The organism is Cupriavidus sp. U2 (assembly GCF_009663685.2).
Lineage (GTDB): Bacteria > Pseudomonadota > Gammaproteobacteria > Burkholderiales > Burkholderiaceae > Cupriavidus > Cupriavidus necator_C.
Window position 1 is genome coordinate 84,312 of record NZ_RCOG02000004.1, and the last position, 22,275, is coordinate 106,586.

General features: G+C 65.6%; 23 protein-coding genes and 1 tRNA gene. 10 read left to right on the top strand and 14 right to left on the bottom strand.

Translation table 11 applies throughout. The features are described 5' to 3' along the window. Positions 1-5: 5 nt before the first annotated feature. Both cyoE and D9X30_RS05495 read left to right on the top strand, forming a co-directional pair. Positions 6-932, top strand: coding sequence for a heme o synthase (gene cyoE / locus D9X30_RS05490; protein WP_194946565.1), 927 nt, complete (start codon positions 6-8; stop codon positions 930-932). A 95-nt stretch (positions 933-1,027) separates the two neighbouring features. Continuing rightward, on the top strand, positions 1,028-1,642 hold the full coding sequence (locus D9X30_RS05495) for an SCO family protein (RefSeq protein ID WP_153949014.1): 615 nt from the start codon (positions 1,028-1,030) through the stop codon (positions 1,640-1,642). A gap of 121 nt (positions 1,643-1,763) precedes the next feature. On the opposite strand, the gene rpoH is transcribed toward D9X30_RS05495, so the two are convergent. Beyond that, entirely contained in the window at positions 1,764-2,699 is a 936-nt protein-coding gene (gene rpoH / locus D9X30_RS05500) for an RNA polymerase sigma factor RpoH (protein ID WP_249640895.1), read from the bottom strand. A 354-nt stretch (positions 2,700-3,053) separates the two neighbouring features. Here rpoH and D9X30_RS05505 point away from each other — a divergent pair, with 354 nt between their 5' ends. Next, positions 3,054-3,926 carry a pirin family protein gene (locus D9X30_RS05505; protein WP_153949013.1) on the top strand — a complete coding sequence of 291 codons (873 nt, stop codon included), beginning with the start codon at positions 3,054-3,056 and terminating at the stop codon, positions 3,924-3,926. Between the two features lie 58 nt (positions 3,927-3,984). On the opposite strand, the gene ybiB is transcribed toward D9X30_RS05505, so the two are convergent. From ybiB to D9X30_RS05530, 5 genes are all read right to left on the bottom strand, one after another. After that, positions 3,985-4,974: a DNA-binding protein YbiB gene (gene ybiB, locus D9X30_RS05510; protein ID WP_153949012.1), complete on the bottom strand. Its 990-nt coding sequence runs from the start codon at positions 4,972-4,974 to the stop codon at positions 3,985-3,987. Positions 4,975-5,048: 74 nt separating this feature from the next. Beyond that, positions 5,049-5,852, bottom strand: coding sequence for an ABC transporter ATP-binding protein (locus D9X30_RS05515; protein ID WP_153949011.1), 804 nt, complete (start codon positions 5,850-5,852; stop codon positions 5,049-5,051). Positions 5,853-5,865: 13 nt separating this feature from the next. Further along, complete coding sequence (gene ntrB, locus D9X30_RS05520; protein WP_153949010.1) at positions 5,866-6,735, bottom strand: nitrate ABC transporter permease; 870 nt, start codon at positions 6,733-6,735, stop codon at positions 5,866-5,868. 101 nt (positions 6,736-6,836) lie between these two features. Continuing rightward, complete coding sequence (locus tag D9X30_RS05525; protein ID WP_153949009.1) at positions 6,837-8,147, bottom strand: CmpA/NrtA family ABC transporter substrate-binding protein; 1,311 nt, start codon at positions 8,145-8,147, stop codon at positions 6,837-6,839. A gap of 461 nt (positions 8,148-8,608) precedes the next feature. Further along, positions 8,609-9,244 (bottom strand): ANTAR domain-containing response regulator, encoded by a 636-nt coding sequence (locus tag D9X30_RS05530; protein ID WP_153949008.1) that lies wholly within the window; start codon positions 9,242-9,244, stop codon positions 8,609-8,611. Positions 9,245-9,425: 181 nt separating this feature from the next. On the opposite strand from D9X30_RS05530, the gene D9X30_RS05535 reads away from it, so the two are divergent. Continuing rightward, on the top strand, positions 9,426-10,127 hold the full coding sequence (locus D9X30_RS05535) for a fumarylacetoacetate hydrolase family protein (protein ID WP_153949007.1): 702 nt from the start codon (positions 9,426-9,428) through the stop codon (positions 10,125-10,127). A gap of 4 nt (positions 10,128-10,131) precedes the next feature. Beyond that, positions 10,132-10,779 carry a maleylacetoacetate isomerase gene (gene maiA / locus D9X30_RS05540; RefSeq protein WP_153949006.1) on the top strand — a complete coding sequence of 216 codons (648 nt, stop codon included), beginning with the start codon at positions 10,132-10,134 and terminating at the stop codon, positions 10,777-10,779. A 63-nt stretch (positions 10,780-10,842) separates the two neighbouring features. Here maiA and D9X30_RS05545 read toward each other — a convergent pair whose 3' ends face one another. Next, a complete protein-coding gene (locus tag D9X30_RS05545; protein WP_153949005.1) occupies positions 10,843-11,778 on the bottom strand; it encodes an Abi family protein in 936 nt (311 codons plus the stop codon). A gap of 151 nt (positions 11,779-11,929) precedes the next feature. Further along, a complete protein-coding gene (gene ftsY, locus D9X30_RS05550) occupies positions 11,930-13,195 on the bottom strand; it encodes a signal recognition particle-docking protein FtsY (RefSeq protein WP_153949004.1) in 1,266 nt (421 codons plus the stop codon). A gap of 60 nt (positions 13,196-13,255) precedes the next feature. On the opposite strand from ftsY, the gene D9X30_RS05555 reads away from it, so the two are divergent. The 5 genes from D9X30_RS05555 (at position 13,256) to D9X30_RS05575 (ending at position 17,930) form a co-directional block, all read left to right on the top strand. Next, positions 13,256-14,791 carry a M16 family metallopeptidase gene (locus tag D9X30_RS05555; protein WP_153949003.1) on the top strand — a complete coding sequence of 512 codons (1,536 nt, stop codon included), beginning with the start codon at positions 13,256-13,258 and terminating at the stop codon, positions 14,789-14,791. A 22-nt stretch (positions 14,792-14,813) separates the two neighbouring features. Further along, a complete protein-coding gene (locus D9X30_RS05560; RefSeq protein ID WP_153949002.1) occupies positions 14,814-16,172 on the top strand; it encodes a M16 family metallopeptidase in 1,359 nt (452 codons plus the stop codon). Between the two features lie 73 nt (positions 16,173-16,245). Next, positions 16,246-16,881 carry a 16S rRNA (guanine(966)-N(2))-methyltransferase RsmD gene (rsmD, locus tag D9X30_RS05565; RefSeq protein ID WP_153949001.1) on the top strand — a complete coding sequence of 212 codons (636 nt, stop codon included), beginning with the start codon at positions 16,246-16,248 and terminating at the stop codon, positions 16,879-16,881. A 235-nt stretch (positions 16,882-17,116) separates the two neighbouring features. Further along, the gene (gene coaD / locus D9X30_RS05570; protein WP_066739714.1) at positions 17,117-17,602 is read left to right on the top strand and encodes a pantetheine-phosphate adenylyltransferase; all 486 of its coding nucleotides are present in this window, start codon (positions 17,117-17,119) and stop codon (positions 17,600-17,602) included. 67 nt (positions 17,603-17,669) lie between these two features. Then, entirely contained in the window at positions 17,670-17,930 is a 261-nt protein-coding gene (locus D9X30_RS05575) for a YfhL family 4Fe-4S dicluster ferredoxin (RefSeq protein ID WP_153949000.1), read from the top strand. 120 nt (positions 17,931-18,050) lie between these two features. Here D9X30_RS05575 and pth read toward each other — a convergent pair whose 3' ends face one another. The 6 genes from pth to lolB all read right to left on the bottom strand — a co-directional run bounded on the left by pth (position 18,051) and on the right by lolB (position 22,218). Then, the gene (gene pth, locus D9X30_RS05580) at positions 18,051-18,647 is read right to left on the bottom strand and encodes an aminoacyl-tRNA hydrolase (RefSeq protein ID WP_153948999.1); all 597 of its coding nucleotides are present in this window, start codon (positions 18,645-18,647) and stop codon (positions 18,051-18,053) included. Positions 18,648-18,750: 103 nt separating this feature from the next. Further along, on the bottom strand, positions 18,751-19,362 hold the full coding sequence (locus D9X30_RS05585) for a 50S ribosomal protein L25/general stress protein Ctc (RefSeq protein WP_153948998.1): 612 nt from the start codon (positions 19,360-19,362) through the stop codon (positions 18,751-18,753). Between the two features lie 164 nt (positions 19,363-19,526). Next, positions 19,527-20,480 carry a ribose-phosphate pyrophosphokinase gene (locus D9X30_RS05590; protein ID WP_153948997.1) on the bottom strand — a complete coding sequence of 318 codons (954 nt, stop codon included), beginning with the start codon at positions 20,478-20,480 and terminating at the stop codon, positions 19,527-19,529. 94 nt (positions 20,481-20,574) lie between these two features. Continuing rightward, positions 20,575-20,651: transfer RNA gene (locus tag D9X30_RS05595), tRNA-Gln, on the bottom strand. Between the two features lie 65 nt (positions 20,652-20,716). Further along, positions 20,717-21,595: a 4-(cytidine 5'-diphospho)-2-C-methyl-D-erythritol kinase gene (gene ispE, locus D9X30_RS05600; RefSeq protein WP_153948996.1), complete on the bottom strand. Its 879-nt coding sequence runs from the start codon at positions 21,593-21,595 to the stop codon at positions 20,717-20,719. 8 nt (positions 21,596-21,603) lie between these two features. After that, the gene (lolB, locus tag D9X30_RS05605; RefSeq protein ID WP_153948995.1) at positions 21,604-22,218 is read right to left on the bottom strand and encodes a lipoprotein insertase outer membrane protein LolB; all 615 of its coding nucleotides are present in this window, start codon (positions 22,216-22,218) and stop codon (positions 21,604-21,606) included. Between the last annotated feature and the right edge of the window lie 57 nt (positions 22,219-22,275).

A 22,275-nucleotide genomic window follows, 5' to 3' on the forward strand; every position in this document is an offset into this window, starting at 1 on the left:
ACAAGATGCCCCCCGTGGTTACCGCTACCCACCCCCACTCTTCCGTGGGCCGGATTCGTCACCTGGCCCGCCAATACGCCGCACTGACCAAGCCGCGCGTGACGCAACTGGCCGTGTTCTGCTCGGTCATCGGCATGTTCCTGGCCACGCCGGGCATGGTGCCCTGGTCGGTCCTGATCGGCGGCGCCGCCGGTATCTGGCTGCTGGCCGGCGCGGCCTTCGCCATCAACTGCCTGGTGGAACAGAAGATCGACGCGCTGATGCGCCGCACGGCCTGGCGCCCGTCCGCCACCGGCGAGATCACCACCACGCAGACGCTGATCTTCTCGGCCATCCTCGGGGGCGCGGGCATGTGGCTGCTGCACGTGTTCGCCAACGACCTGACGATGTGGCTGACCTTCGCCACGTTCCTGGGCTACGCGGTGGTCTACACGATCCTGCTGAAGCCGGCCACGCCGCAGAACATCGTGATCGGCGGGCTGTCGGGCGCCATGCCGCCGGCGCTGGGCTGGGCCGCCGTGGCGGGCACCGTGCCGGCCGAGGCCTGGTTCCTGGTGCTGATCATCTTCACGTGGACGCCACCGCACTTCTGGGCGCTGGCGCTATATCGCCGCGCGGACTATGCCAAGTCCGGCCTGCCGATGCTGCCCATTACCCACGGCGAGCGCTACACGCTGCTGCATATCCTGCTGTACACGCTGGTGATGATCGCGGCCACGCTGCTGCCGTTCGTCTACGGCATGAGTGGCGTCATCTACCTGGTGGCCGCGCTGGCACTGGGCCTGGTGTTCCTGGGCTACGCCTGGAAGCTGTTCCGCAACTACTCGGACCAGCTCGCGCAGCGCACCTTCCGCTATTCGATCCTGTACCTGTCGCTGCTGTTCGCGGCGCTGCTGGTGGACCACTACTTCAAGTTCGTGCCGCAGGTCTGACCGGTCTGCCTGCGGCATCTTGCCGCGCCCGGAGTCCACGGCCGGCGTGATCGGCGATACTTCCGGGCGTATCTTGCTTCCCATCGCTCCGACGCATGCCGACCTCCGCCTCTGGCTTTTTCGCCACATTTCGCCGCTTTTGCCTGCTCGCCCTGTGCACCGCGCTCCTGGCCGCCTGCGGGCAGCCGAAGCCGTCGTTCAAGAACGTCGATATCTCGGGCGCCAGCGACTTCGGCAAGGATTTCGCGCTGCAGGACCCCGCCGGCAAGACCCGCACGCTGGGCGACTTCAAGGGCAAGGTGGTGCTGATGTTCTTCGGTTACACGCATTGCCCGGACGTCTGCCCGACCACCATGGTCGAGCTCAAGCAGGTGATGGAGCAACTGGGTCCCGATGCCGACAAGGTGCAGGTGCTGTTCGTCACGGTGGACCCGGACCGCGATACCGGCGCGCTGCTGGGCCAGTACGTGCCGGCCTTCGACGCGCGCTTCCTGGGCCTGCGCCCGGCTGACGAGGCCGCGCTCAAGCAGGTGACCAAGGACTTCAAGGTGTACTACGCCAAGGTGCCGGGTTCCTCGCCGAACAACTACACGATGGATCACTCGGCCGGCAGCTACGTATTCGACCAGAACGGCCAGCTGCGGCTGTTCATCCGCCACGGCCAGGGCCCGGAGCCGATCGCCCACGACCTGAAGGCGCTGATGTCCTGATGTCCTGACGGACGTGCCGGGCGTGCGGCGGCGATGCCGGCACGCCGGGAAACAAAAAGGCCGGTCAATCGACCGGCCTTTTGCTTGTTGCGCTTGCAGCGTGTTACCAAATGGGCGCAGATCACGCAAATGCCGCCAGCGCACCCTTCATCTTCTTCATCGCGGCCGTCTCGATCTGGCGGATGCGCTCGGCCGACACGCCGAATTCGTCGGCCAGCTCATGCAGCGTGGAGCCGCCCGAGCCGTCGTCGTTCACGTCCAGCCAGCGCGCTTCGATGATGCGGCGGCTGCGCGGGTCGAGCTTGCTCAGCGCCTCTTCCAGGCCTTCAACCTGCAGCCGGTCGTTGTGCTTGGCCTCGATGACCTTGGTCGGCTCGTTGTGGTTGTCCGCAAGGTAGGCGATGGGGGCGAATTCTTCCTCGCCATCGTCGATCTGGCCTTCGAGCGCCATGTCGCCGCCCGACATGCGGGTTTCCATCTCCATCACTTCCTCGGGCTTCACGTTCAGCTCGCGTGCAACGGCTTCGATCTGCTCGGGCGTGAAGGTATGCGCACCCTGCTTGTGGCTGCGCAGGTTGAAGAACAGCTTGCGCTGGGCCTTGGTGGTGGCCACCTTGACCATGCGCCAGTTCTTCAGCACGTATTCGTGGATCTCGGCCTTGATCCAGTGCATCGCGTACGACACCAGACGCACGCCCTGCTCGGGGTCGAAGCGCTTCACGGCCTTCATCAGGCCGATATTGCCTTCCTGGATCAGATCGGCGTGCGGCAGGCCGTAGCCCAGGTACTGGCGGGCGATCGACACGACCAGGCGCAGGTGCGACATCACCAGACGGCGGGCGGCATCGACGGAATCGTTGTCACGAAGGTCGCGGGCCAGCCTCAGCTCTTCCTCGGGGGTAAGCATCGGAATGCGATGAACCGCCTGGATATAGCTGTCCAGATTGCCCAGCGTGCCCGGGAACGTCAGCGCAAGGCTGTTCGCGGCAGCACTCTGGGGCGCCGTCGGCAGACGGCGGGAAACTTGGTTTTGATCGGCAGACAGGACTGCGTTCACTATGACTCCTTTCGCATCCGGCGGTGGGTTGCCGGTGTGTCCCGGAAGGACACCGCATTGCAACGCATATTAGCACTCGAACCGGACGAGTGCTAAGTTAGAGGGCCGATAGGGTTGATAGTTCCGTCACATCGAGGCCGCAATCCCGATAGCATCCGATCGTCGTTGGCTTCGGTTCGCGCCCGAGTCCCCACAAGGCCTGGCGGGTAGCGTGCGCCCGACAGGAATATTAGAGAAGGCGAAGGTCAATCGGTTTCCGACGAATTCACTGCAAATTCGGGATGGTGAATTGCGGCATTCGCTACACTGAAGTTGTTTTCCAGCCGCATTGCACCATTCCTTGGAGACGTTTCCATGTCTGCTATCGAACACTTGCTGAAGCCGCACGTGCGGGATATCGGCGAGTTCACCGTCCGCCGCCTGCTGCCCGCCGCCACGACCCAGACCGTCGGGCCGTTCATTTTCTTCGACCACATGGGCCCCGTGGAAATGGCGCCGGGGCAGGGCATGGATGTGCGCCCGCATCCGCATATCGGTCTGGCCACGGTGACATACCTTTTCGAAGGCGAGATCATGCACCGGGACAGCCTGGGTAGCGAACAGGTGATCCGGCCGGGCGACGTGAACTGGATGACGGCTGGCACCGGCATCGTCCATTCGGAACGTTCGCCGGATGCGGCCCGCGAGGCAGGCCCGCGCCTGCATGGCATCCAGACCTGGGTGGCACTGCCGCTGGCCCATGAGAACGATCCGCCGTCGTTCCACCACCATCCGGGCGCAACGCTGCCCAAGCTGGAACTGCCCGGCGTTCGGATGACGGTGATTGCCGGCGATGCCTTCGGCGCTGAATCCCCGGTGCGGGTATACAGCCGCACGCTCTACGTGGCCATCGAGATGGATGCCGGCGCCAGCCTGGTGATTCCGGCGGAACATGTGCAACGCGGCGTCTATCCGGTGGACGGCAACCTGGAAATGGATGGCGAGACGCTGCCCGCCGAGCATCTGGTGGTGTTGACGCCGGGCGAGCCGGTGACCATCACGGCGACCATGCCGTCGCGCGTGATGCTGCTTGGCGGCGACCCGACCGACGGCCGCCGCTTTATCTTCTGGAACTTCGTGGCGAGCAGCAAGGAGGCCATCGAGCAAGCCAGCCAGCGTTGGCAGGACGACCAGTTCCCCCACGTGCCCGGCGAAACGGAGCGCATCCCGCTGCCGGTGCGGCGTTAGGCCGCAGCGCGGCCGACTTGCCCCCGCCGCCTATCAGCGCGCTGGCCGGGTTGGGCGATCAGAGCGGGCTGGCCCAGGCCACGCGCGTGGCCTGCCGCAGGCAATCCTTGATCGTGGCGATCTGGGTGGCGATGGGGGCGGGCACCGGCTCGGCGCCATCGAGCACCTTGCGGATCCAGGCCGCCGTGTCGGCCACGTCGGTGCCGGCCGGTAGCGCCGGCACTTCGGCGATGGAACCGCCCACCGGGTCCACCATCGTGCGCTGATGCCCGTCGTGCAGCCAGTCGATGCGCGTGGTGCGGCGGGCATCGGCCACCACCTCGCCCTCGGTGCCCCGGCCCAGCAGCACGTTGGCCGGCTCGTGCGAGAAATAATCGGTCAGTGTTTCGCGATATTCGGGGTGGGTGTAGCTGTACAGACGCAGGGCTTCGGCCGGCGTATGGGCGCCCACCGGCTGCAGCATCTTGACGATCGTGTGCGACGAATTGCGCAGGCCGATGATGGCGCGCTTGTCGAGCAGGGCCGACAGCGCGGGCGACAGCACGTCGATAGGCAGCACGGCCAGCGGGTTCGTTGCCGCACGCAGCTGGTCCTGCGCGGCCTGGGTGGTGGCGCACAGCGGCACGCCCAGCGCGTCGAACAGGGCCATGCTGGTCACGCGGCCGTGGAACGCGCGCACGCCATGCACCAGCGTCGGCACGCCATCGCGCGCCAGCAGCATCGCCAGCAGCGGCACCAGGTTGGGCTGCTTGCGCGCGCCGTTGTAGCTGGGGATCACCACCACGGGCTTGTCGGGCGGCGCCGCCAGCGGCTGGCAATGCTGGTGCGCGGCTTCAAGCATGCCGGCCAGTTCGTGCGGGGCCTCGCCCTTGATGCGGTACGCCATCAGCACCGCGCCCAGTTCAATGTCGGAAACGCGGCCTGCCAGCATGGCGTCGAACAGCGCCTGGACATCCTCGCGCGGCAGCGCGCGGGCGCCGTTGACGCCGCGGCCGATTTCCTTGATGTACTTTGCCGCCAAAAATGGCGAATCTGCTGCTGTGGTCATGATGACTGCCGGAATCGTGGGGGTGGGGTTCATGATAGCCCACGATTGCCGCCGGCAATGGGTCCCACCGGGCCTCAGGCGGCTTCCTGCAGCGCCGGGTTGCGCTGCTTGCGGTACAGGAAGTCCAGCACGGCCGTGCGGCAGGCGTGATAGGTCTTGTCGTCGGCCAGCGCCACGCGGTCGCGCGGTCGCCGGATATCGACGCTGACGATCTCGCCGATGGTGGCCGCCGGGCCGTTGGTCATCATGACGATGCGGTCAGCCAGCAGCACGGCCTCGTCCACATCGTGCGTGACCATGACGACGGTGCTCTTCGTACGCGCCACGATCTTGATCAGTTCGTCCTGCAGATGGGCACGGGTCAGCGCATCGAGCGCACCGAACGGCTCGTCCATCAGCAGCACCTTGGGCTGCATCGCCAGCGCCCGGGCGATGCCCACGCGCTGCTTCATGCCGCCCGAGATCTCGTGCGGATACTTGCCTTCGGCGTGGGTCAGGCCCACCAGCGCCAGCGTGTCGTGCGTGCGGGCCTTCAGCTGCGCCTTGCTCTCCGTGGCGCCGAACACGCGCTCCACGCCCAGGTGGACGTTTTCGAAGCACGTCAGCCAGGGCAGCAGCGAATGGTTCTGGAAGACCACGGCGCGCTCCGGCCCGGGCCCGGCGATCTCGCGCCCGGCGCAGATCAGCGCGCCGGCGGTGGGCGTGGTCAGCCCGGCGATCAGGTTCAGCAGCGTGGACTTGCCGCAGCCCGAATGCCCGATCAGCGTGATGAACTCGCCTTCCGCAACCGACAGGTTGATGTCGCGCAATGCCACAAACGGGCCCTTGCGCGTCTTGAACGTCTGGCCGACGTGTTCGATGCTGACGAATTTTTCCATGACGGGGCTCCGATCAGGTGTTGCCGTAGCTGAAGCGGCGCGCCAGGGCCAGCAGCAGGTGCTCCAGCACCAGGCCGACCACGCCGATGATGAAGATGGCGATGACGATGTGCTCGACCTTCAGGTTGTTCCACTCGTCCCACAGCCAGAAGCCGATGCCGGTGCCGCCGGTCAACATCTCGGCGGCCACGATCACCAGCCACGCGGTGCCGATGGATAGCCGCACGCCGGTCAGCATGTACGGCAGCACGGCCGGGAACAGCACGCTGCGGAAGATCTTCCATTCGGACAGGTCCAGCACGCGCGCCACGTTCAGGTAGTCCTGCGGCACGCGCGTCACGCCCACCGCCGTGTTGATGATCATCGGCCAGATCGAGCAGATGAAGATGGCCCAGATGGCGGCCGGGTTGGCGGCCTTGAACAGCAGCAGGCCGATGGGCAGCCAGGCTAGCGGCGACACGGGCCGCAGCAGGCTGATGACCGGCGCCGCCATCGCGTTCAGGAAGGCGAAACGCCCCAGCAGGAAGCCGGCCGGAATGCCGATTACCGCCGCCAGGCCGAAGCCCGCCGCCACGCGCGCCAGCGACGCCAGCACGTTCCAGCCGATACCCTGGTCGTTCGGGCCGTTGCGATAGAACGGATCGGCAAACAGCGGCACGGCGGCATTCCACGTGGCACCGGGCGTCGGCAATGCCGGGATCAGCGTGGCGATGCCGTGCCAGACCAGCAGGAACAGCACGAAGCCGGCCAGCGGCGGCACGCACTTGAGCACGAAGCCGGCTACGGCCTCGCGCCGCGCGGCCTGCTTCGCCTGGATGGCAAGCTCCTGGGCGCGGCGGCGCGTCTGTTCCTTGGCTTCCGTATCGAGGACATCGGCATCCATGGCGGCTCCTTGCGGAGTAGTGGGGGTAACGGCAGGGGCGAGGGCATTCACGGCAGGCTCCTTTCCAGAGGGCGATCAGGTCGCGAATAACGCGTGCGGGGTCAGAGGGCGCCGGCTTTGATCTTGAAGCCGTCGGCGTAGGCCTTCGGGTCCTTGGCGGCGTCCCAGGTCACGCCGTCGATCAGCTTCGCGGTCCGGAAATCGCTCTTGGGCAGCGGCACCTGCGCGGCGGCGGCGGCCTGCTTGAACACGTCGATGCGGTTCACCTGCCTGGCCACGGCCAGGTAGTCGGGGTGGTCCTTCAGCAGGCCCCAGCGCTTCTGCTGCGTCAGGAACCACATGCCGTCCGACAGGAACGGGTAGTTGGCCAGGCCGTCCTGATAGAACTTCATCGAATCGGGGTCGTCCCAGGTCTTGCCCAGGCCGTTGCTGTAGCGGCCCAGCATGCGGTCCAGGATGATGTCCATGTCGGTGTTGACATAGGACTTGGCCGCGATGGTCTCGGCGGTCTTGCGGCGGTTCGAGGCCGATGCATCGATGAACTTCGATGCTTCGAGGACGGCCGCCACCATCGCGCGGGCCGTGTTCGGATTTTTCTGGACGAAATCCGATGTGGTGCCCAGCACCTTCTCGGGATGATCCTTCCAGATGGCCTGGGTGGTTTCGGCCGTGAAGCCGATCTTGTCGGCGATGGCACGCGCGCCCCACGGTTCGCCCACGCAGAAGCCGTCCATGTTGCCCACGCGCATGTTGGCTACCATCTGCGGCGGCGGCACGGTGATGGCCTTGGCGTCCTGCATCGGGTTGATGCCGTTGGCGGCCAGCCAGTAGTAGAGCCACATCGCATGCGTGCCGGTGGGGAAGGTCTGCGCGAACACGTACTCGCGCTTTTCGCGGGTCATCAGCGCCTTCAGGCTGGCACCGTCCTTGACGCCCTTTTCCGCCAGCTTCTGCGACAGCGTGATGGCCTGGCCGTTGTGGTTCAGGTTCATCAGCACCGCCATGTCCTTCCGGGGCCCGCCGATGCCAAGCTGCACGCCGTAGACCAGGCCGTAGAGCACGTGCGCGGCATCGAGTTCGCCATTGACCAGCTTGTCTCGCACGGCCGCCCACGACGCCTCCTTGCTCGGCGTGATCTTGATGCCGTACTTCTTGTCCAGGCCCAGCGTCGACGCCATGACCACCGACGCGCAGTCGGTCAGCGGGATGAAGCCGATCCTGACTTCGGCCTTCTCGGGCGCATCGGAGCCGGCTGCCCAGGCACCGCTGCGCACCAGCGGATCGACCAGCGTCATCACGCTGGCGCCGGCAAGGGTGGCCAGCGCGCGCCGGCGGCCGTGGCTGGCCGGAGCGCGGTCGGCGGCCGCGTTGTCGGCGACGTTGGGCTTGGCAATCTTGAGGCGAGAGGGCATTGCGATGGCTCCGAGAAGAAAAAAGGCGTCCCGACCGCAGCCCCAGGCTTCAACAGAAGCCGGGAGGTGCGGTGCAGGACGCCGTTGTCCGATGCCGCGCGGGCCGTCGTTGGCGCGCGTGCATGCATGTTGTGGTTGATACCGGGCACTACAGGGTGATGCCGGCCGTCGTTGGCCTTGCCAGCCATTACGCAAGCGTCATGCCATGCCCGTTGCGGTGCACAACACCGTGCGGCCGGCGGCGCTTTTCACCAGGCCGAGGCGCCACGCGTGCGGACGGTGCACGCGGGGGCCTGCGGCGCAGGTCCCCGGGAGCGGAAAGTCAGCGCGAAACCGTGCGGGGAAGGCGGCGGGTGGCGGAACTGGTGCAGCGCCGCGCCCGCGCATGCACCGGGCTGGTGTGGGGGAGGGAAGCGGGAGGAAGGTGTGGCGGAACGTATGGCGGAAGGTCTGGACAGGCGTCAGCCCATCACGTCGATCACGCGCTGGGCGGCTTCCACGAGCTTGATGCCACGCTCCATCGCCATCGAACGCAGCCGCTTGTAGGCCTCGTCCTCGGTGATGCCGCGCGACTCCATCAGCAGGCCCTTGGCGCGCTCCACGGTCTTGCGCTCGGCCAGCTTGAGTTTGGTGGCGTCCAGCTCGGCGCGCAGCTGCTGGTCGAGCTCGAACCGCGCATAGGCCACGTCCAGCACGGTCTTGACGCGCTCGGCGCGCAGGCCGTCGACGATATAGGCCGTGATGCCGGCCGACAGCGCGGCCTTGATGCGCTGGGAATCGTCGTTGTCGGTGAACAGCACGATCGGGCGCGGCGCGTGCTGGGTGGACACGCAGACATGCTCGATGGTGTCGCGGGCGGCCGATTCGGACGCGATGATGACCAGGTCGGGCAGCGTGGCCGCGATCACATCGGGCAGCCGCAGGTCGGCGTCCACGGTCTGCACCGTCGTGAAGCCGGCCTGCGCCAATCCGGCGCGGATCGTCTCCACATTGAGCGGATCGGCGTCGTGCGGGTCGCGCACCAGCAGGATGCTCAGGGTGCGGGAGCCTGCGGCCGGCGGTGGACTGGCAGGTGGGGGCGAGGTGCGGCGGTTCATGACGGTCGCTTGGTTGCACTGCAATATGCAAGATTCGCGCCGGGGTTGCCTGCACTGTATGCCACCGTACGCCGGGTGTATGCTTTGCCCCTGCCGCGCCCCCGGTTTCCGCATCGAAACCGGGGCACGCCGAATGCACCGGCGCGGCGTCCCATCAAAAAGAGAAAGCAGGAGAGTTTGGATGACCGAGTTCGTATTCGCCCCGCAGGCCCCCGTCGGGGTGCCGGTCCGTGGCAGCAGCGCTAGCTTCCCCGTGCGCCGGGTCTATTGCGTGGGCCGCAATTATGCCGCGCATGCACGTGAAATGGGCTCGGACCCCGACCGCGAACCGCCGTTCTTCTTCTGCAAGCCGTCCGACGCGGTCAGCTACGTGCCCGACAACACCGAAGGCACGTTCCCGTACCCGCCGGGCACCGGCAACTGCCACTACGAGGTGGAGCTGGTGGTGGCCATCGGCAAGGGCGGCAAGGACATCCCCGTGGAACAGGCCGCCAGCCACGTCTACGGCTACGCCATCGGCCTGGACATGACGCGCCGCGACCTGCAGAACGAGTCGAAGAAGACCGGCCGCCCCTGGGAAACCGGCAAGGCGTTCGACAAGTCGGCACCGATCGGCCCGATCGTGCCGGTGTCCGCCATCGGCCACCCGGAAAAGGGCGCCGTGACGCTGGCCGTGAACGGCGTGGAAAAGCAGCGCGGCGACTTGTCGGACCTGATCTGGTCGGTGCCGGAAATGGTGTCGTACCTGTCGAAACTGTTCGAACTGCAGCCGGGCGACCTGATCTACAGCGGCACGCCCGAAGGCGTGGGCCCGGTGGTCAGGGGCGACGTCATGCAGTGCCACGTGGCCGGCGTGGGCGACCTGACCGTCAAGGTGGTCTGAGGCCATGCTTGCGCTCCACAGCTACTTCCGCAGCTCGGCCTCGTTTCGCGTACGCATCGCCTTGAACCTGAAGGGGCTGCCCTACGACTACAAGGGCGTGCACCTGCTCAAGGGCGGCGGCATGCAGCTCAAGCCCGAGTACCGCGCGCTGAACGCCGACGGCGTGGTGCCGACGCTGGTGGTCGACGGCCGTCCGCTGATCCAGTCGATGGCCATCATCGAATACCTCGACGAGACCCATCCCGAGCCGGCACTGCTGCCGAAAGACCCGTTCGAGCGCGCCGTGGTGCGCGGCCTGGCCCAGGAAATCGCCTGCGAGATCCATCCGCTGAACAACCTGCGGGTGCTCAAGTACCTGAAGCACGAACTGAAGGTATCGGACGAGGCCAAGGACGGCTGGTACCGGCACTGGATCGAGCAGGGCTTCGCCTCGCTGGAGATCAACCTGCAGCAGCTGGGCCGTGTGGGCCGCTACGCATTTGGCGATACGCCGACGCTGGTGGACCTGTGCCTGGTGCCGCAGGTGTTCAACTCGCAGCGATTCAACGTGGACCTGACCCCGTTCCCGACCATCGCGAAGATCCACGCCAACTGCATGGAACTGGAAGCGTTCCAGAAGGCGGCACCGGCCGCGCAGCCCGATAGCGAGTAGGCTTCGGCGGTTCGTTTTGGCCAGCAAAGAAAAACCCCGGCGTAGATGCCGGGGTTTTTCTTGTCAGAAGTGGAACGCTGCGAGCTGCCGCCTTCGCTTGCTTGCAGGAGAGGGATATCGCCGGGAACGGTGGTTCGAGACTTCGCTTGCCTCGGATAGCGCATCGAGCACTCTCCGATATGTGCCTGCAGTGCCGCCCATCGTTCTGTACGTGGCCAGCGCATGTCGGCTCAGCAAGGAGCGAAGCTTGCACCAGTGATCGGTGGCGCGGATATGGTTGGCGACCTTGGGAGATATCCAGCCGGCGATCCAACTGACCCTTTCCATTGCCGCACTCAGACTTGCAACGGTATGCCGAGGTCGGCGGGGAATAAAGCCTACGTTGCCATGAAGGTCGAACTCTGGACATGCCCAGAGGGCCTCGTGGTGGCCAATCCTGTTTCGGATATCCCGGACGCGCGCCAGCAATCTCACGAGGCGTTCACGAAAGTTCTTCGAACCATGCGGTGTGAGCGCGGTCTCGGGCGCATAGGGAAATGCCTGCCGAAGCACGATCGCCTGGAGGTCGGGGGGATGCGATGGATGCCCCAGACCCTTGACCAGCTGCTCCCAAAAGCCGAAGGAAAGGCCCGCCACGATATCGTCTGGCGTGACGGCGGTATCGCCCCCCCGGCTACCTTTCTTCTTCGCGATAGCCGCTTCTATATCCTGCTGGGTTCGCGGGGACAATCGATGATATGCATCAAGCTTGCGGTCGCCAGAACTCGCCATGCAATCGCGTCTTGTCATCCAGGGGGCGCTGTCCGTACCCCCGCAGTACTGTGACAACGCGCGATGCAGTGCATTGCGGAGCGCGACTTCGAAATCGCCGAGGATAGGCAGCAGTGCCGCGGAGACGGCCTGATTCCAGCAGTAAGCGCCAATCAGGTCCTTGTACGAGCGTGTGGAAAAAAATCTCTCGACCGCCGAGAGTCGCGGTACGGCGAAGTGGTGCAGCATCCAGACCCCAAATTGCTTTTCTTCTTCCCTGTCACTATACTCGCCAGCGAGACAGGGGTTTTCCAAGCAATTGGTCGTGCCCTTGTATTTTGAGGAGGAGCCCCGCGTCAGCGGGGCTTTGCCTTTGCAGGGCCGGAACGCCGGCTGGGTATCACCCCAGCAGCGCCTCCGCGAACTCCTCGGCCTTGAACGGCTGCAGGTCTTCCACTTTCTCGCCCACGCCGATGAAGTACACCGGCACCGGGCGCTGGCGGGCGATGGCGGCCAGGATGCCGCCCTTGGCCGTGCCGTCGAGCTTGGTCACGATCAGGCCGGTCAGGCCCAGCGCGTCGTCGAAGGCGCGGGTTTGTGCCAGGGCGTTCTGGCCCGTGTTGGCGTCGATCACCAGCAGGCATTCGTGCGGGGCCGTGGGCATGGCCTTGCCGATCACGCGCTTGACCTTCTTGAGTTCTTCCATCAGGTGCAGCTGCGTGGGCAGGCGGCCGGCGGTGTCGGCCATCACGATGTCGATCTTGCGGGCGCGGGCGGCGTTCACGGCGTCGAAGATCACGGCCGCCGGATCGCCGCTTTCCTGGGCCACCACGGTCACGTTGTTGCGCTCGCCCCAGATGGTCAGCTGTTCGCGCGCGGCGGCGCGGAAGGTGTCGCCGGCGGCCAGCAGCACCGACTGGTGGTAGCTCTGGAAGTGCTTGCAGAGCTTGCCGATGCTGGTGGTCTTGCCCGCGCCGTTCACGCCGGCAATCATCATCACCAGCGGCTGCTCGCGGCCCAGCTCCATGGTCTTTTCCAGCGGCTTGAGCAGTTGCACCAGCAGATCCTTCAGCGCGGCCTTGACGCCTTCGGCGGTCTCGATGCGATCGCTCTTCACGCGGCGGCGCAGTTCGCCCAGCAGGTACTCGGTGGCTTCCACGCCGGCATCCGACATCAGCAGCGCGGTTTCCAGTTCCTCGAAAAGGGCTTCGTCGACCTTCACGCCGACGAACAGCACGCCGATGTTGCGGCTGGTCTTCGACAGCCCGGCTTTCAGGCGTGACATCCAGCCGCGCTTGGCCTCGGCCGTCTGCGCGGGCGGCGGCACCAGTTCCAATTCCTCGACCACGGGCGGCTCATAGGCAACCGGGGCGGGCGGGGGCGGCGGCACCTGGGCCGGCACGGGCACAGGCACCGGCACGGGCACCGGGGCTGGTGCAGGCGCCGGTGCGGGCGTGGGCATCGGCACGGGGACCGGAACCGGCACCGGGATGGGAACAGGCGCCGGCACAGGAGCGGGCGCAGGAGCGGGGGCAGGAAGTGGTGCGGGCGCAGGGGCCGGCGAGGGTACCGGCGCGGGCGAGGGTGCGGGCGAAGGCGCAGCCGCGGGCGGCTCGACGGGCGCGGGAGCCGGCTCGGCCTTGCGCTTCTTCCAGAAACTAAACATTGGGAAAGGGGTCAATACCCCGGTAGAATCAATCGCCAAAATTCTAGCAGACGGGGTCGCATGAACCATTGCGCTGACTTGTCCCAGGCGGGCGCCGCCCGCATTGCATCGCCGTCCACCGGCACCGCCAGATTCTCGCGGCGCCTTCTTTCCACCCTGATCGTCGCCTCGCTTGCCGCCCCGCTGGCGGGCACCGCCTGGGCGCAGGCCAAGGGCGAGACCGCTCGCGCAACCACCCCGCAGGGGCCGCCTTCCGGCATGGCCACCGCTGGCCAGGTGGGCCAGACCGAGGCCGGCACCACGGAATTCCGGCTGTCCAACGGCATGCGCGTGATCGTCAAGGAAGACCATCGCGCGCCCACGGTGGCGCACCAGATCTATTACCGGGCCGGCGGCAGCGACGAAGTCAGCGGCACCACCGGCGTGGCGCACATGCTCGAACACATGATGTTCAAAGGCACGCCCAAGGTGCCGATCGGCGAGTTCTCGCGTCAGATCGCCTTGCTGGGCGGCCGCGAGAATGCGCTGACCAACCGCGATTTCACGCTCTACTACCAGCAGATCGCCAAGCAGTACCTGCCGAAGATGATGGAGCTGGAGGCCGACCGCATGGCCAACCTCATCATCAAGAAGGAAGAGTTCGACCGCGAGATGAAGGTGGTGATGGAAGAACGCCGCCTGCGGACCGACGACTCCCCGCGCGGCAAGGTCTACGAACAGCTGCTGGCCACGGTCTACACGGCCATGCCGTACCGGCACCCGGTGATTGGCTGGATGGACGACCTGGTCAACATGCGCGTGGAAGACGTGCAGGACTGGTACAGGACCTGGTACGTGCCGAACAACGCGCTGCTGGTGGTGACCGGCGACGTGAAGGCCGACGAGGTGCGCGCGATGGCCGAACGCTACTACGGCAAGCTCAAGGCGCGCCCGCTGCCGCTGCGCAAGACACAGCTCGAGGCGCCCCAGCAGGGCATCAAGCGGATCTGGGTCAAGGCGCCGGCCGAGAATCCGTACATCGTGCTGGCCTACAAGGTGCCGCGCCTGCATGACGTGGAAAAGGACGTCGATCCGTATGCGCTGGAGGTACTGTCGGCTGTGCTGAACGGCTATGACAACGCCCGCCTGACGCGCGAACTGGTGCGCCAGCAGCGGCTGGCCGACGACGTGAACGTCGGCTACGACAGCATCAACCGCAACGAATCGCTGTTCGTGCTCGACGGCACGCCGGCCAGCGGCCACACCACCGAGGAAATCGAGAAGGCGCTGCGCGAGGAACTGCAGCGCATTGCAAAGAGCGGGGTGTCCGAGGAAGAGCTCAAGCGCGTCAAGGCGCAGGTGGTGGCCGGACAGATCTACAAGCGCGATTCGGTGTTCGGGCAGGGCATGGAAATCGGCGTGGCCGAGATTTCGAACATCTCGTGGCGCCAGATCGACCGCATGCTCGACAAGATCAAGGAAGTCACGCCGGCCCAGGTGCAGGCGGTTGCCGCGAAGTATTTCAGCGACGACAACCTGACCGTGGCCACGCTGCTGCCGCAGCCGATCGACCCCAACAAGCCCAAGACCGCCGCGCCCGAAGGGCTGCGCCACTGAGGACAGAGTCCAAGGAGAAACAATGTCCCTGTCCGCCATGACCATTGCATCCCCACGTCTGCTGCGCCGCCTGGCTGCCGCCGCATGCGGGGCGGCCGCGCTGCTGGCCGGCTCGGTTGCCCATGCCGCCATTCCCATCGAAAGCTGGACGGCATCCACCGGCGCCAAGGTGTTTTTCGTGCCGAGCCCGTCGATTCCGATGCTCGACGTCGATTTCGACGCCGGCAGCCGCTATGACCCGCCCGGCAAGTCGGGCCTGGCCACGCTGACCGCGGCGCTGCTCGACAAGGGCGCCAACGCGCAGGATGGGCAGCCCGCCCGCAACGAGGCGCAGATTGCCGACGCCTTTGCCGATACCGGCGCCGATTTTGGCGGCGCAGCCGGCGGCGACCGGGGCGGCATCGGCTTGCGTACGCTGACAGCTTCGCCGGAACGTGAGCAGTCACTACGGCTGGCGGGGCAGCTGATCAAGGCACCGGCCTATCCCGATGCCGTCGTGGCGCGCGAGAAGCAGCGCCTGATTACCGCCATCCGCGAGGGCGACACGCGCCCCGGCGTGATTGCCGACAAGACGCTGTCGAAAGCGATCTACCCGAGCCATCCGTATGGCGTTTCGGCCACGCCGGAATCGGTGGGGTCCATCACGCGCGATGACCTGCTGAAGTTCTGGCGTGACAATTACACGGCCAGGCGCGCGGTGGTGACCCTGATCGGTGCCATCGACCGCAAGCAGGCCGAGCAGATTGCCGAGGATATGACGCGCGGACTGCCCGAGGGCACCCCGGCACCGAAGCTGCCCGACGTGCAGATGTCGATTCCGGCCAGCGAGAAGCGCATTCCGCACCCGGCGCAGCAGGCCAGCGTGGCCATCGGCGCACCAGCCATCGCGCGTGGCGACCCCGATTACTTTGCCCTGCTGGTGGGCAACTACGTGCTGGGCGGCGGCGGTTTCAGCTCGCGTCTGACCGATCAGGTGCGCGAGAAGCGTGGGCTTACCTACGGCGTGGACAGCTTCTTCGCGCCGTCCAAGCAGGCGGGGCCGTTCAGCATCACGCTGCAGACCAAGAAGGAAAACACCGACGAGGCGCTGGGGCTGGTGCGTCAGATCCTGGCCCTGTATGTGGCGCAGGGCCCGACCGATGCCGAACTGAAGGCCGCCAAGGACAACCTGGTCAATGGCTTCCCGCTGCGCATCGACAGCAACCGCAAGCTGCTGACCAACGTGGCCAACATCGGCTGGTACGGGCTGCCCCTCGACTATCTGGATACCTGGACCGCGCAGATCAACAAGGTGACGCGGGACCAGGTGCGTGCCGCCTTCCAGCGCCACGTGCATCCCGATGTCATGGCGACGGTCATCGTCGGCGGCCCGGAAAAGTGATCTTCGGGCCGGATCGTTGGGCAGGACACGCCATGGCCCTGTGCCGGGGCGTGGCAGGCTCTACAATCACGGCATGAATCCGCAATCCCGACCTTCGCCCGCACCGCGCGGGCGAACTTCTCTGTCCCGCCAGGCACCGGCCCAGGTGCGCATCATCGGCGGCCGCTGGAAACGATCGCTGCTGCCAGTGCTGGAAGCCGAAGGGCTGCGCCCTACGCCCGACCGCGTCCGGGAAACGCTGTTCAACTGGCTCGGCCAGGATCTGGCCGGCCTGGTGTGCCTGGACCTGTTCGCAGGCTCGGGCGCGCTGGGATTCGAAGCCGCCTCGCGCGGCGCGGCCGCGGTGACGATGGTCGAAGCCAATCCGCGCGTGGCCAAGCAACTGCGCGACAACCAGTACAAGCTCGACGCTTCGCAGGTGCGGATCGTCCAGGCCGATGCATTCGCCGCGGCCGCACAGATGCCGGCCAGCGGTTTCGACGTGGTGTTCCTGGATCCCCCGTTTGCCGAGGACTGGATCGGACCCGCTCTGGAGCACGCGGCGCGCCTGACCAGGCCGGGCGGCGTAGTCTATGTCGAGTCGGACAAGGCACTGATCGGCGCCGATGCGCCCGTGCCGGCGTCGCTGGAAATCATTCGCCAGGCCCGCGCCGGCGCCGTGCATTTTCACTTGCTGCAGCACCGTATCGGCAACGGGGCGGACCAGTAAACCCGCATCGTCAGATGATGCGGGTCATATGACGACTGCCTGGCGGGGTGCCGCGCCGGGCAAGCGTTTGCGGCCTGCTGCGATGCGGCAAAAAGGCCGGCCGGCCGGACTTCCAAAAGCTGCGTTTGGGGTTACACTACGCCGCTGCTGTTTGTCCAACGCCCGTCACGCAGGCAGTATTCGAGAGCGGCCCCGGCATCGCGGGCCGGCAACGGGCAGCCCCAAAGGAGGAAACATGGTCGTCGCCGTCTATCCCGGTACTTTTGATCCCATGACCCGGGGACACGAGGATCTCGTCCGTCGTGCGTCGAATATCTTCGACGAACTCGTGGTCGGCGTGGCGCACAGCCCCAACAAGCGCCCGTTCTTCTCGCTCGAAGAGCGCATCGGCATTGCCCGCGAGGTGCTTGGCCATTATCCGAATGTCAGGGTCGAAGGCTTTTCGGGCCTGCTCAAGGATTTCGTGCGCAAGAACAATGCGCGCGTGATCGTAAGGGGCCTGCGCGCGGTGTCGGATTTCGAATACGAATTCCAGATGGCAGGCATGAACCGCTACCTGCTGCCCGATGTCGAGACGATGTTCCTGACGCCGTCCGACCAGTACCAGTTCATCTCCGGCACGTTCGTGCGCGAGATCGCCGTGCTCGGCGGTGATGTCAGCAAGTTTGTCTTCCCCTCAGTGGAACGCTGGCTTCAGGAGAAGATCGGCAAACCGGAATAAAATACGGGCTTCGATTCCGCCGACGTGGCCAGTCCGGGTGCGGGTGGGATCGCTGGAAGGAACCATCATGGCGCTACTGATCACCGACGACTGCATCAATTGCGACGTTTGTGAACCCGAGTGCCCGAACGAAGCCATCTCGATGGGGCCCGAGATCTATGAGATCGACCCCAACAAGTGCACCGAGTGCGTCGGCCACTTCGACGAACCGCAATGCCAGCAGGTCTGTCCTGTGGCCTGCATTCCGAAGGATCCGAACCGCATCGAGACGCACGAGGTGCTGATGCAACGCTACCGGCTGCTGACAGCGGCCAAGCATGTGGCCTGAAGCCGGAGACACATCCGGCCACTTCGTTCCGGCCCCACAAAGCAGACAGGCAGAAACGAAAAACCCCGCACGACCGCAAGGTCGGCGGGGTTTTTTCATGGCGCCTTGGCGCGCGCCGGTCTAGCGGTTCGTGTGCAGTTCCATCATCGCGCGCTCGCTCTCGCCGCGCGCCAGGACGCCGAGCGGGCCCATGCAGCGGTCGATCGCTTCATCGATCGCCTGTTGTTCTTCCTTGCGTGGCGGCTTCAGCACATAATTGACCACGTCCTCGCGCCCCCCGGCGGAGCCGCCCGGTGTGTTGCGGGGATGGCCCACCCCAAGGCGCAGGCGCCAGTAGTCCTGCGTGGTCAGATGGGCGGAGATGTCCTTCAGGCCGTTATGGCCGCCCGAACCGCCGCCGCGCTTGAGCTTGACCGAGCCGGCCGGCAGGTCCATCTCGTCGTGCGCCACCAGGATCTCGTCGGGCAGGATCTTGTAGAAGCGCGCCAGCGACACCACGGACAGGCCCGAGCGGTTCATGAACGTGGACGGCTTGAGCAGCCAGATGTCCTGGTCCCACAGCCGGGCGCGGCCGGCCAGGCCGTGGAAGCGGCCTTCCACGCGCAGCGTGGTGCTGCCCACGCGGGCGAGCTGGTCGACCAGCCAGAAACCGGCGTTGTGGCGGGTGGCCTCGTATTCCGCCCCGGGATTGCCGAGGCCGACGATGAGCTTGATCATGGGCTGAAAAAAGCGAAAAAGCAGGCGTGAAAGGATACGCGAAAACCGCGTACGAAAAAAAACCGCCGGCGAACCGGCGGTCTTTTCGTGAAGCGCGGGCAGCTTAGGCAGCCGGCGTTTCGCCTTCGCCTTCAGCGGCTTCCGACGACTGGGCGCCAGCCGGCAGCGAGATGCTGGCCACGGCCGGGTTGTCGTCACCGTGGGTGATGGCGGTCACGCCCTTCGGCAGCTTCAGGTCCGACAGGTGGATGGTCTGGTTCAGTTCGGCTGCGGCCAGATCCACTTCGATGAACTCGGGCAGGTCGGCCGGCAGGCACGACACTTCCAGGTCGTTCAGGATGTGGTTCACGATGCCGTGGCCCAGCTTCACGCCAGGAGCGGTTTCCTGGTTCATGAAGTGCAGGGGCACCTTCACGTGGATCTTTTCCGTGGCCGACACGCGCTGGAAGTCAACGTGCAGCACCAGCGGCTTGAACGGGTGCATCTGGAATGCGCGCAGCAGAGCCTTTTCAGCCTTGCCAGCCACTTCCAGGTCCAGGATCGACGAGTGGAACGCTTCCTTCTTCAGGGCGTGCCACAGGGCGTTGTGATCCAGTTCGATCATCTTCGGCTCGGCGGCGCCGCCGTAGATGATGCCGGGGGTCTTGCCCGAATTGCGCAGGCGGCGGCTCGCACCCGTTCCCTGTACGCTACGCTCGAAAGCTACTACTTTCATGTTCAACTCCAGATGTGAAGAAGGCTGTCCGCGACCAGACAGCCTCGACTGACGATACGACACTCAAACCGTACCGCATGAATCACATTGGCCACCCTGAGGTGGCCAATGCGGTAAACCCAAAATTCTAGCAGGCTTTTGCCCGTCCTGCGCTTGCTTACCGATCAGTGGTCGGCAAACAGCGACATGATCGAGTCACCCTTGACGATCCGGGTGAAGGTCTCGGCCAACAGCGGGGCGGTCGAAACCTGGCGGATCTTGCCGGACTGGCGGGCTTCGTCGGACAGTGGAATCGTGTCGCAGACCACCACTTCGTCCAGCTCCGAAGCGGCGATGCGGGCAGCGGCGCCGCCCGACAGCACCGGGTGCGTACAGTAGGCAAACACCTTCAGCGCGCCACGTTCCTTCAGCACCTGGGCGGCCTTGCACAGCGTGCCGCCGGTATCGATCATGTCGTCCATGATCACGCAGTTGCGGCCGGCCACTTCACCGATGATGTTCATCACCTCGGACACATTGGCCTTGGGACGACGCTTGTCGATGATGGCCAGGTCGCAGTCGAGCTGCTTGGCCAGCGCACGGGCACGCACCACGCCGCCGACGTCCGGCGAAACCACCAGCAGGTCGCCGTAGTTCTTCTCGCGCAGGTCGCCCAGCAGAACCGGCGAAGCGTAGATGTTGTCGACGGGGATATCGAAGAAGCCCTGGATCTGGTCGGCGTGCAGGTCCATCGTCAGGACGCGCTCCACACCGGCGACTTCCAGCATGTTGGCCACGATCTTGGCCGAGATGGCCACGCGGGCGGAACGCGGACGGCGATCCTGGCGCGCATAGCCAAAGTAAGGCATGGCGGCGGTGATGCTGCGTGCCGAGGCGCGCTTGAGCGCATCGACCATCACCATCAGTTCCATCAGGTTGTCGTTGGTCGGCGCGCAGGTGGACTGCAGCACGATGACGTGCTTGCCGCGAACGTTTTCCTGGATTTCTACCTGGACTTCACCGTCGGAGAAACGGCCGACCAGAGCTTTGCCCAGCGGAATGCCGAGGTGCTGTACGACAGCCTCCGCGAGTTTAGGGTTGGCATTGCCGGTAAATACCATCAAGCCTTCGACGCTCATTCGGGGCACCTGTCTTGCTGCTGGGGGAGCTTTGCGCCACCGGCCAGCGCCGGTAGCGATATCTGCATGTCCGTCTGGACACTATAGGAAGTAATGGCAGGGGAAGAAGGATTCGAACCTTCGAATGCCGGAATCAAAATCCGGTGCCTTGACCAACTTGGCGACTCCCCTACACAACCTTTAACGTCTGTCGCCGAACCGAACTTTACTTCAGTACTTCGCCAAACGAAAACCTGCTATGCGAACGTTGCGAGCGGGTGGTGAGACAAACTTTTCACACACCTGCCATCCCAATCGGACGGCAACCTTTCCATCACCTTCCGCGCATCCTGCTCGTCTTCGAAACGGGCAAATACGCAGGCTCCGGAACCGGTCATCCTTGCATGCGGACTATATTGTCTCAGCCATTCAAGGGCTCGGGCAACTTCGCCGAACTTCGCTGTTGCTATCGCTTGCAAGTCGTTGCGACCGAAAGCGAATTTGTTTGTGCAAGCAGCGAAGTCCGCAACTATAGAGATCGGGGAATCCCTTGTCAAGCGTTCATCCGAAAAAATTGCGGCAGTCGGTACATGCTGGCGCGGATGGATAACCACGAACCAGCTCTCGGGCAGTGCCACGGGCGTCAGTTCCTCGCCCACGCCTTCGGCGAAGGCGTTCTGGCCGAACACGAAAACGGGCACGTCGGCGCCCAGCGCAAGACCGATGCGCATCAGTTCTTCGCGCGGCACGCCCGCGCCCCAGAGATGGTTCAGCGCCAGCAGCGTGGTGGCCGCGTCTGACGATCCGCCACCGATGCCGCCGCCCATCGGCAGGATCTTGTCGATGGCGATGTCCGCGCCGAAGCGCGTGCCGCAGGCCTGCTGCAGCGCGCGTGCCGCGCGCACCACCAGGTCGGTATCGGCGGGCACGCCGGGGATGTCCGTGACCCGCGCGATCACGCCGTCGTCGCGGCGGTGAAAGTGCAGGGTGTCCGACCAGTCGATCAGCTGGAACACCGTTTGCAGCGTGTGGTAGCCGTCAGGGCGGCGGCCCGTCACATGCAGGAACAGGTTGAGCTTGGCCGGCGCGGGGCAGTTGCGCAGTTCGGTGGGTGGCAGGGCGGTGCCTGCGGTCATGGCTTGCGTCATTGTTCGGATTTGGGATCGATCACCAGCCGCACGGACAGCGGCGCTTCGTTGCCGTCGCGCGCCATGTCGATGCGGCGCGGCTGGGCGGGAGGGGCAGGGGTGCCTTCGGGCGCGTCCTGCCAGGTCACGTAGCGCACCGTCCAGCCGCTTTGCTTGAGCGTATCGGGCCGTCCGCTGGTGTCGCGCGTGACGCTGGATGGCGCGCCGGGCGCGGGCCGCGCATGCAGCCAGTCGCGCATGCCGGAGACCGGCAGCGAGAAGCCCAGCGCCTGCTCCATCAGGCTGTCCACCTCGGGGGCATTGCGCGGTTTTTCGTTGGGCAGGTCGAGCGTGGCGCCGGACGGGGTGCTGGTCACCACGGCCAGCGTCTGACCCAGCGGCGAGATCAGGTCGAGCCGCACGTTGCGGCCCTGTTCCTGCCAGCGAAAGCTGCCTTGCACGCCCTCGCTGCGGCCGTAGCGCGTGTAGTTGGCGGCGAAGCGCCCGGTGTAGTGCTCGCTGCGCGCGGTCTCGCTGGCGTCGAAACTGCGGGATGGCGTGATGGTGCTGCACGCGGCAAGCCAGAGCGGGGCGGCCACGCAGAGCAGGGCCAGGCGTCGGGATCGGAGCATGTGCAAGATGTCGGGAGTTGGACGGCGTTCGATGTTCGCTGGCGACACAACGCGGTG

Bases quoted from the DNA above. Each gene is read 5' to 3' on its own strand.
- pth (WP_153948999.1), bottom strand. From the start codon at position 18,647: ATGATCAAGCTCATCGTCGGCCTCGGCAATCCCGGGGCGGAATACGAG.
- ntrB (WP_153949010.1), bottom strand. From the start codon at position 6,735: ATGGATGCCGATGTCCTCGATACGGAAGCCAAGGAACAGACGCGCCGC.
- D9X30_RS05495 (WP_153949014.1), top strand. From the start codon at position 1,028: ATGCCGACCTCCGCCTCTGGCTTTTTCGCCACATTTCGCCGCTTTTGC.
- ispE (WP_153948996.1), bottom strand. From the start codon at position 21,595: ATGACCGCAGGCACCGCCCTGCCACCCACCGAACTGCGCAACTGCCCC.
- D9X30_RS05535 (WP_153949007.1), top strand. From the start codon at position 9,426: ATGACCGAGTTCGTATTCGCCCCGCAGGCCCCCGTCGGGGTGCCGGTC.
- maiA (WP_153949006.1), top strand. From the start codon at position 10,132: ATGCTTGCGCTCCACAGCTACTTCCGCAGCTCGGCCTCGTTTCGCGTA.
- D9X30_RS05585 (WP_153948998.1), bottom strand. From the start codon at position 19,362: ATGAAAGTAGTAGCTTTCGAGCGTAGCGTACAGGGAACGGGTGCGAGC.
- lolB (WP_153948995.1), bottom strand. From the start codon at position 22,218: ATGCTCCGATCCCGACGCCTGGCCCTGCTCTGCGTGGCCGCCCCGCTC.
- D9X30_RS05555 (WP_153949003.1), top strand. From the start codon at position 13,256: ATGAACCATTGCGCTGACTTGTCCCAGGCGGGCGCCGCCCGCATTGCA.
- D9X30_RS05525 (WP_153949009.1), bottom strand. From the start codon at position 8,147: ATGCCCTCTCGCCTCAAGATTGCCAAGCCCAACGTCGCCGACAACGCG.
- ftsY (WP_153949004.1), bottom strand. From the start codon at position 13,195: ATGTTTAGTTTCTGGAAGAAGCGCAAGGCCGAGCCGGCTCCCGCGCCC.
- rsmD (WP_153949001.1), top strand. From the start codon at position 16,246: ATGAATCCGCAATCCCGACCTTCGCCCGCACCGCGCGGGCGAACTTCT.
- cyoE (WP_194946565.1), top strand. From the start codon at position 6: ATGCCCCCCGTGGTTACCGCTACCCACCCCCACTCTTCCGTGGGCCGG.
- coaD (WP_066739714.1), top strand. From the start codon at position 17,117: ATGGTCGTCGCCGTCTATCCCGGTACTTTTGATCCCATGACCCGGGGA.
- D9X30_RS05505 (WP_153949013.1), top strand. From the start codon at position 3,054: ATGTCTGCTATCGAACACTTGCTGAAGCCGCACGTGCGGGATATCGGC.
- D9X30_RS05590 (WP_153948997.1), bottom strand. From the start codon at position 20,480: ATGAGCGTCGAAGGCTTGATGGTATTTACCGGCAATGCCAACCCTAAA.
- ybiB (WP_153949012.1), bottom strand. From the start codon at position 4,974: ATGACCACAGCAGCAGATTCGCCATTTTTGGCGGCAAAGTACATCAAG.
- D9X30_RS05575 (WP_153949000.1), top strand. From the start codon at position 17,670: ATGGCGCTACTGATCACCGACGACTGCATCAATTGCGACGTTTGTGAA.
- D9X30_RS05545 (WP_153949005.1), bottom strand. From the start codon at position 11,778: ATGCTGCACCACTTCGCCGTACCGCGACTCTCGGCGGTCGAGAGATTT.
- D9X30_RS05515 (WP_153949011.1), bottom strand. From the start codon at position 5,852: ATGGAAAAATTCGTCAGCATCGAACACGTCGGCCAGACGTTCAAGACG.
- D9X30_RS05560 (WP_153949002.1), top strand. From the start codon at position 14,814: ATGTCCCTGTCCGCCATGACCATTGCATCCCCACGTCTGCTGCGCCGC.
- D9X30_RS05530 (WP_153949008.1), bottom strand. From the start codon at position 9,244: ATGAACCGCCGCACCTCGCCCCCACCTGCCAGTCCACCGCCGGCCGCA.